Origin of the sequence: Nocardia sp. NPDC051833 (assembly GCF_040681225.1) — a bacterium.
Classification (GTDB): Bacteria; Actinomycetota; Actinomycetes; order Mycobacteriales; family Mycobacteriaceae; genus Nocardia.
Map to the genome: position 1 here is coordinate 3,475,898 of NZ_JBFAYK010000001.1, position 7,447 is coordinate 3,483,344.

General features: G+C 72.7%; 1 protein-coding gene. It reads left to right on the forward strand.

Features of this window, described 5'->3' with window-relative positions:
• The first annotated feature begins 74 nt into the window (after window positions 1-74).
• On the forward strand, window positions 75-7,397 hold the full coding sequence (locus tag AB0L91_RS15850) for an amino acid adenylation domain-containing protein (protein ID WP_365010502.1): 7,323 nt from the start codon (window positions 75-77) through the stop codon (window positions 7,395-7,397).
• Window positions 7,398-7,447: the final 50 nt, after the last annotated feature.

The window sequence follows — 7,447 nt, forward strand, 5'->3', positions numbered from 1 at the left end:
GGTCGGCGACAGCGATATAGGTGTGACTATGCTGTGTCCGACTCGGCTGCCGGACGCGAGAGGTGTATTGGTCTGTGGAAACCCCCCGCCGCACTGGCCGTGCCGGTCGCCGACGAACGACCGGCGCACCGCTGTTCGGTCAACTGCTCACGGCCGCGGTCGAATCCGCGGCCGGGTCGATAGCTGTTCGCTACAACCCGACCGGAATGCCGGGTGGTGAGCGGCAGCTCACCTACTCCGAGCTGGACGCGGAATCCTCGCGACTGGCACGTGAACTCATCGACCGGGGCATCGGCGCCGGCGACGTGGTCGCGATCGCGATCGCGCGCTCGATCGAGTCGGTCCTCGCGGTCTGGGCCATCGCCAAGACGGGCGCCGCCTACGTGCCGGTCGATCCGGCCTATCCGAGCGACCGGATCGCGCACATCGTCGCCGATTCCGGCGCGACGCTCGGCCTCACCACCGCCACCCACCGGGCCGCGCTCGGCACCGGCCTGTACTGGATCGAACTCGACGATCCGGTGGTCGCCGAGCGGATCGGCGCGCGCCCGGCACACGCCGTGAGCTACGCCGACCGGGTCCGGCAGATCGACGATCGCCACCCGGCCTATGTCATCTACACCTCCGGTTCCACCGGCAAGCCCAAGGGCGTCGTCGTGACCCACGCCGGGCTCGGCGCGCTGGTCGCCGCCGAGCGCGAACACTTCGGCGTCGAACCGGATTCGCGGGTGCTGCACGTTTGCTCGCCGAACTTCGACGTGTCGGTGCTCGAGTTGCTGCTGACCTTCGCGACCGGCGCGACCCTGGTGATCTCGCCGCCGCGGATCTTCGGCGGCTTCGAGCTGTCGGATCTGCTTCGGCGCGAACGCATCACGCATGTGCTGATCACGCCGGGCGCGCTGGAGTCGGTCGATCCGGCCGGGCTGCCCGACCTGCGGACGGTGGTCGTGGCCGGTGACCGGTTCGGCCCGGAGCTGGTCGGCCGCTGGGCGAGCGGCGGGCGCGCCTTCTACAACGGTTACGGCCCGACCGAGGCGACCATCCTCGCCACCAGCACCGCGCCGCTGCATCCGCGCGCGCCGATCACCATCGGCAACGCGGTGCCCGGCATGGGCCTCTATGTCCTCGACGCCCGGCTGCGTCCGGTGCCCGCTGGTGTCGTCGGTGAGCTGTATCTGTCGGGTCCCGCGCTGGCCCAGGGGTATCTGGGCAGGCCGGGGCTCACCGCCGAGCGGTTCGTCGCCTCGCCGTTCGGGCCGGGCAGGCTCTATCGCACCGGCGACCTGGTGCGCAGGCTGGAGCCCGACGGCACGCTGGAATACCTGGGCCGCACCGACTTCCAGGTCAAGGTGCGCGGCTTCCGGATCGAGCTGGGCGAGATCGACAACGCGCTCACCGCGCATCCCGATCTCGACTACGCGGTGACCCTCGGCAAGACCATGCCCTCGGGCGCGACCGCGCTGGTGTCGTACGTGCTGCCGCGCGTCGGGCGCACGGTCGACACCGGGGCGCTCGCGGAATTCCTGGCCACCTCGTTGCCCGCGTACATGATTCCGGCCGTCATCATGGTGCTCGACGCGCTGCCGCTGACCTCGGTCGGCAAGCTCGACCGGGCCGCGCTGCCGACGCCGGTGTTCACCGCGCGCGGGTTCCGCGCCCCGGCGACGCCCGCCGAACAGGTCGTCGCCGATGTGTTCGCCGCGCTGTTGCTGCGCGACGGCTCCGGGCGCGTTGGCGCCGACGACGACTTCTTCGAGCTCGGCGGTGACTCGTTGCTCGCCGCGCAGGCCGTCGCCCGGATCGGCGCCGCCCTCGACGTGCGGGTGCCGGTGCAGGCCGTCTTCGAGGCGCCGACCGTGGCCGCGCTGGCGAACAAGGCCGAACAGCAGCGGGTCTCGGCGCACGCGTTGCCGCTGACCAGGCAGCAGCGGCCCGCGCGGATCCCGCTGTCCTACGCCCAGCAGCGGATGTGGTTCCTCAACCGTTTCGATCCCGCCTCGGCGGTCGACAACATCCCGGTCGCGGTGCGGCTGTCGGGCCGGCTCGATCTGCCCGCCCTGCGCGCGGCCGTCGCCGACCTGATCGCCCGGCACGAAGTGCTGCGCACCGTGTACCCGGTGTCGGACGGCCTGGCCGCCGATGGCCTGGTGCTCGACGGTGAGGGCCATCAGGTGGTGCTCGCCCCGGGTGATCCGGCGGCGGCGCCGGAGTTCGAGGTCGTCGAGATCGCGGAGGACGAGCTGGGCGACGCCATCGCCGCGGCCGCGCTGACCGGTTTCGACGTCACCGCCGCCCCGCCGGTGCGGGTGCGGGTGCTGGCCCTGTCGGAATCCGAGCACGTCGTGGTCTGCGTGGTGCACCACATCGCCGCCGACGGCTTCTCCTTCGCGCCGCTGACCAGGGACCTGCTGACCGCCTACGCCGAGCGTCGCGGTGGCGGCGCGCCGCACTGGCCGCCGCTGCCGGTGCAGTACGTGGACTACACGCTGTGGCAGCGCGCGCTGCTCGGCGTCGAGACCGACCCGTCGTCGCTGCTGGCCGCGCAGGTCGCGTTCTGGCGGCGGACCCTGGCCGGGCTGCCCGAACAGCTGGAACTGCCCACCGACCGGCCGCGTCCCGCCGTCGCCAGCCGCTCGGGCGGCACGCTGACCGTGCAGATACCCGCCTCCGTGCACGCCGGCCTGTCCGGGCTGGCCCGCGACCACAACGCCACCCTGTTCATGGTGGTGCACACCGCGCTGGCGCTGCTGCTGGCCCGGCTCTCCGGCACCCGCGACATCGCCATCGGCACCCCGGTCGCCGGGCGCGGCGAGCAGGCGCTCGACGAGCTGATCGGCATGTTCGTCAACACCCTGGTACTGCGCACCCAGGTCGACCCGGCGGCGAGCTTCGGCGCGCTGCTCAGCGAGGTCAGGGCCGACGACCTGGCGGCCTTCGGCCACGCCGACGTGCCGTTCGAGCGTCTGGTGGAACTGCTGGAGCCGGTGCGCTCCACCGCGCGGCACCCGCTGTTCCAGGTGATGCTGACCTTCCAGAACCTGGCCCGCTCCGATCTGGCGCTGCCCGGCCTCGCCGTCTCGGCGGCCGACTTCGCGGTGCCGCTGGCGAAGTTCGATCTCCAGGTGGAACTGGCCGAGCGGATCGGCGCCGACGGCGCGCCGCAGGGCCTGACCGCCGCGTTCGTCTACGCCACCGATCTGTTCGACCACGCCACCGTCGCCGATTTCGCCGACCGCTGGTCGCGGGTGCTCGCCGCGGTGGTCGCCGATCCGTCGGTGCCGGTGGGCGATATCGACGTGCTCGCCCCCGGTGAACGCGAACTCGTGCTGCGCGAAGGGGATTCGCCCGGCATCGCGGTGCCCGAGGTGACCCTGGCCGACCTGATCTGCATGCAGGCCCAGCAGCGCCCGGACGCGATCGCGGTCAGGGCGGGCGGGTATTCGCTGACCTTCGCCGACCTGCTCGGCCGCGCCTCGGCGCTGGCCCGCGCGCTGATCGCCAACGGCGCAGGCCCGGAAACCCTGGTGGCTGTGGCGGTTCCGCGCACCGAGGAGCTGCCGGTCGCCCTGCTGGCGGTGCTGCTCGCCGGCGCGGGGTACCTGCCGATCGATTCCGGCTATCCCGCGCAGCGACTCGAGTACGTGCTCGCCGACGCGAAACCCACTGTGCTGCTGACGACCTCGGCTGAGCGCGGGCTGGTGCCCGCCGATCTGCCGGTCGTGCTGCTCGACGCGCAGCTGGGGTATTCGACCGCGCCGCTGCGTCCGGCCGAACGGCGCGCGCCGCTGCGGCCCGACCACCTCGCCTACGTCATCTACACCTCCGGCTCCACCGGCTTGCCCAAGGGCGTCGGCGTCAGCCACCGCAATGTGCTGGAGCTGTTCGCCAACACTCATCGGCTCTTCGAGTTCGACGTCGACGACGTGTGGACGGTGTTCCACTCCTTCGCCTTCGACTTCTCGATCTGGGAACTGTGGTGCGCGCTGGCCGGTGGCGCGTCGGTGGTCGTGGTCGACCATCTCACCTCGCGCTCGCCGATCGAGTTCCGGGAACTGCTCGCCCGCGAACAGGTGACGGTGCTGAGCCAGACCCCCACCGCGTTCGCCCAGCTCGACGAGGCCGACCGGGCCGCCCAGGCCGCCGGTGCCGCGCCGCTGCCGCTGCGCTACGTCGTGTTCGGCGGCGAGGCGCTCGACCCGCGCAAGCTCAACCGCTGGTACGCGCGCTACGGAACCGGGCCCGGCGCACCGCGACTGGTGAACATGTACGGCATCACCGAGACCACGGTGCACGTCTCGCATCTGACCATGGACGCGGGCGCCGCCGAGCTGCCGAGCAGCCTGATCGGGCGGGCGCTGCCCGGCCTGTCGGTGGCGGTGCTCGACGACCGGCTGCGGCCGGTGCCCTTCGGTGTCGCCGGTGAGCTCTACATCGCCGGTGGCCAGGTCTCGCGCGGATACCTCGGCAAGCCGGGGCTCACCGCGACGCGCTTCGTCGCCGACCCGTTCGGCCCGCCCGGCGCCCGCCGCTACCGCTCCGGTGACCTCGGCCGCTGGATCGGCTTCCGCGGCACGCCCGCACTGGAATACGGCGGCCGCGGCGATCAGCAGGTGCAGCTGCGCGGGTTCCGGATCGAGCCGGGCGAGATCGAGGCCGCGCTGCTCGGCGTGCCCGGGGTCGGCCAGGCCACGGTCGTCGTGCGGGCCGACGAGCACGCGGGCGACCGGCTGATCGGCTACGTCGTCCCGATCGACGGCGCCGCCCTCGACCCGGTGGCCGTGCGCGCCGCCGTGGCCGAATTCCTCACCGGCTACATGGTTCCCGACGCCGTCGTGGTGCTGGTGGCACTGCCGCTGACCGCCAACGGCAAGCTCGACCGGGCCGCGCTGCCCGAGCCCGAGTTCACCGCGGCCGCGGCGTTCCGGGCACCGACGACGCCGATCGAACTGAGCGTCGCCGAGGTGTTCGCCACGTTGCTCGGCGTCCCCGAGGTCGGCCTGGACGACGACTTCTTCGACCGTGGCGGCAACTCGCTGCTGGCCACCAGGGCCATCGCCCGCATCGATCAGGCGCTCGGCGCCGATCTGGTGGTCCGCGACCTGTTCGAGGCGCCGACCGTGGCCGCGCTGGCCGCCCGGGTGCGCCCCGGCGCGGTGACCGCGCCGCGCCCGCCGCTGATCCCGGCGCAGGATCGGGGTGTCATCCCGCTCTCGCCCGCCCAGCAGCGGATGTGGCTGCTCAACCGCATCGACCCGGACTCGCCCGCCTACAACATCCCGCTGGTGCTGCGGCTGCGCGGCGCGCTGGACACCTCGGCGCTGCGCTACGCGGTCGCCGACGTGCTGGAACGGCACGAGGCGTTGCGCACCCGGTTCCCCGCCGACGCGAACGGCGCTCCGTACCAGGAGATCCTGCCGGTCAGCGCGGTGCTGCCGACCGGGCTGGTGATCGAGGAGTGCGCCGATCCGCGCGATCGCGTGATGTGGCTGCTCGCGGGCGGATTCGACGTCGCCGAGCGAGTTCCGTTGCGGGCCGGGCTGTTCACCGTCCCGGATACCGATCCGCTGGCCGAGGAAGAGCACGTGCTCGCCGTGGTGGTGCAGCACATCATCGCCGACGGTGCCTCGCTCGCGCCACTGGCCCGCGACCTGGTGATCGCCTACCGGGCCAGGGTCGAGGGCCGCTCGCCGAGCTGGGCGCCGCTGCCGGTGCAGTACGCCGACTACGCGCTGTGGCAGCGCGCGGTGCTGGGCGAGGAGTCCGACGAGACCTCCACCGCCGCACGGCAACTCGACTTCTGGCGGCACACGCTGGCCGGCCAGGCGGGGACCGTCGACCTGCCGCACGATCATCCGCGGCCGCCGCACGCCTCGCTGCGCGGCGCCGATGTGACCACCATCCTGCCCGCCGACGTGCACGCGCGGCTGGCCGAGATCGCCCGCGCGCACAACGCGTCGCTGTTCATGGTCGTGCACGCGGCGCTGGCGGTGCTGCTGGCGCGCATCTCCGGCAGCACCGACATCGCGATCGGCACGCCGATCGCGGGGCGCGGTGAACCCGAACTCGACGACCTGGTCGGCATGTTCGTCAACACCCTGACCCTGCGCACCGAGGTCTCGCCGCTGCGCGGCTTCGACGAGCTGGTCACCCTGGCCCGCGAGGTCGACCTGGCCGCGTTCGCCAACGCCGACCTGCCGTTCGAGCGGATCGTCGACGAGGTGGCGCCCAGCGGCGCCGTCTCGCACAACCCGCTGTTCCAGGTGGTGCTGTCGTTCCACAACACCGAGGCGCCGGTGCTGCGGCTGCCCGGGCTCACCGTCGAGGCGATGGACCTGGCGGCCCGGCCCGCCAAGTTCGACCTCCAGGTCAATGTGGAGCCGCGCCTCACCGCGTCCGGGGAGCCCGACGAGCTCGGCGTGGTGTTCACCTACGCCACCGACCTGTTCGACGAGCACACCGTCGCGGCGTTCGCGCGCGGACTCGTCGAGATCGTCGCCGCGGTGGCGGCCGACCCGAAGGTCCGGATCGGCGACATCGACCTGCGCGACGCCAGGGAACGCGAACGCGAGCTGACCGCGGCGGCGTACGCCCCGGCCCCGTCGGCCAACGGCGCCGCACTGGCTCAGGAACTGGCCGCCGCGGTGGAGGAGGACCCGGAGGCGCCCGCGCTCGACCTGGGCGACGCCGAGCTGACCTACCACGAATTCGACGCCCGCTCCTCGCAGCTGGCGCGGTCGCTGATCGCGCGCGGCGCCGGTCCCGGCACCGGTGTCGCGGTGCGCCTCGATCGGGGCGTCGACGCGGCGATCGCCACCTGGGCGGTGCTCAAGGCCGGTGCCGCGGTGGTGCCGCTGATGACGCTGGACGCGAGCCTGCCCGACCGGCTCGAGGTGAAACTGGGCCTGACCATCGATATCCTCGACGCGCCCGACGGCCTGGACTGGTACGACCTGGCCGATCCGGCGCTGATCGCGGAGCTGGCGGCCGAATCGCCGCGCCCGATCGGCTACGCGCACCGCACCAGGGCGCTGCGCGGTGACGATGTCGCCTTCATCGGCGGCGGCCGCACGCTCAGCTACGACGAGCTGGCCGGTGCCGCCGAGCGGGTGGCCCAGCGCACCGGGCTCAATTTCGAGTCGCGGACCAGGGCGGCGGGCAGGCCGGATTCGGTGGCCGGGGTGCTGGAGATCGTCGCGGCCGGAATTGCCGGCGCGACGCTGGAGCTGGCGCCGGATGACGGCGGTGGGGACGAGGTGAGCCATGTGTTCACCGAGTCGGCGGTCGCGGTGGCCGCGCCGGGCGACGGCACCGGTGCGACGATCGTGGCTTTGAGTGAGATGATCGGCAACGCCGGGGTGCCGCAGCAGCGGCGAGCGGCGGTCGGGATGGATGGATAGGTGCAGGTGCGCATGACCGGGGAACGGCTAGTCGACTCCGTCGAGCGGAG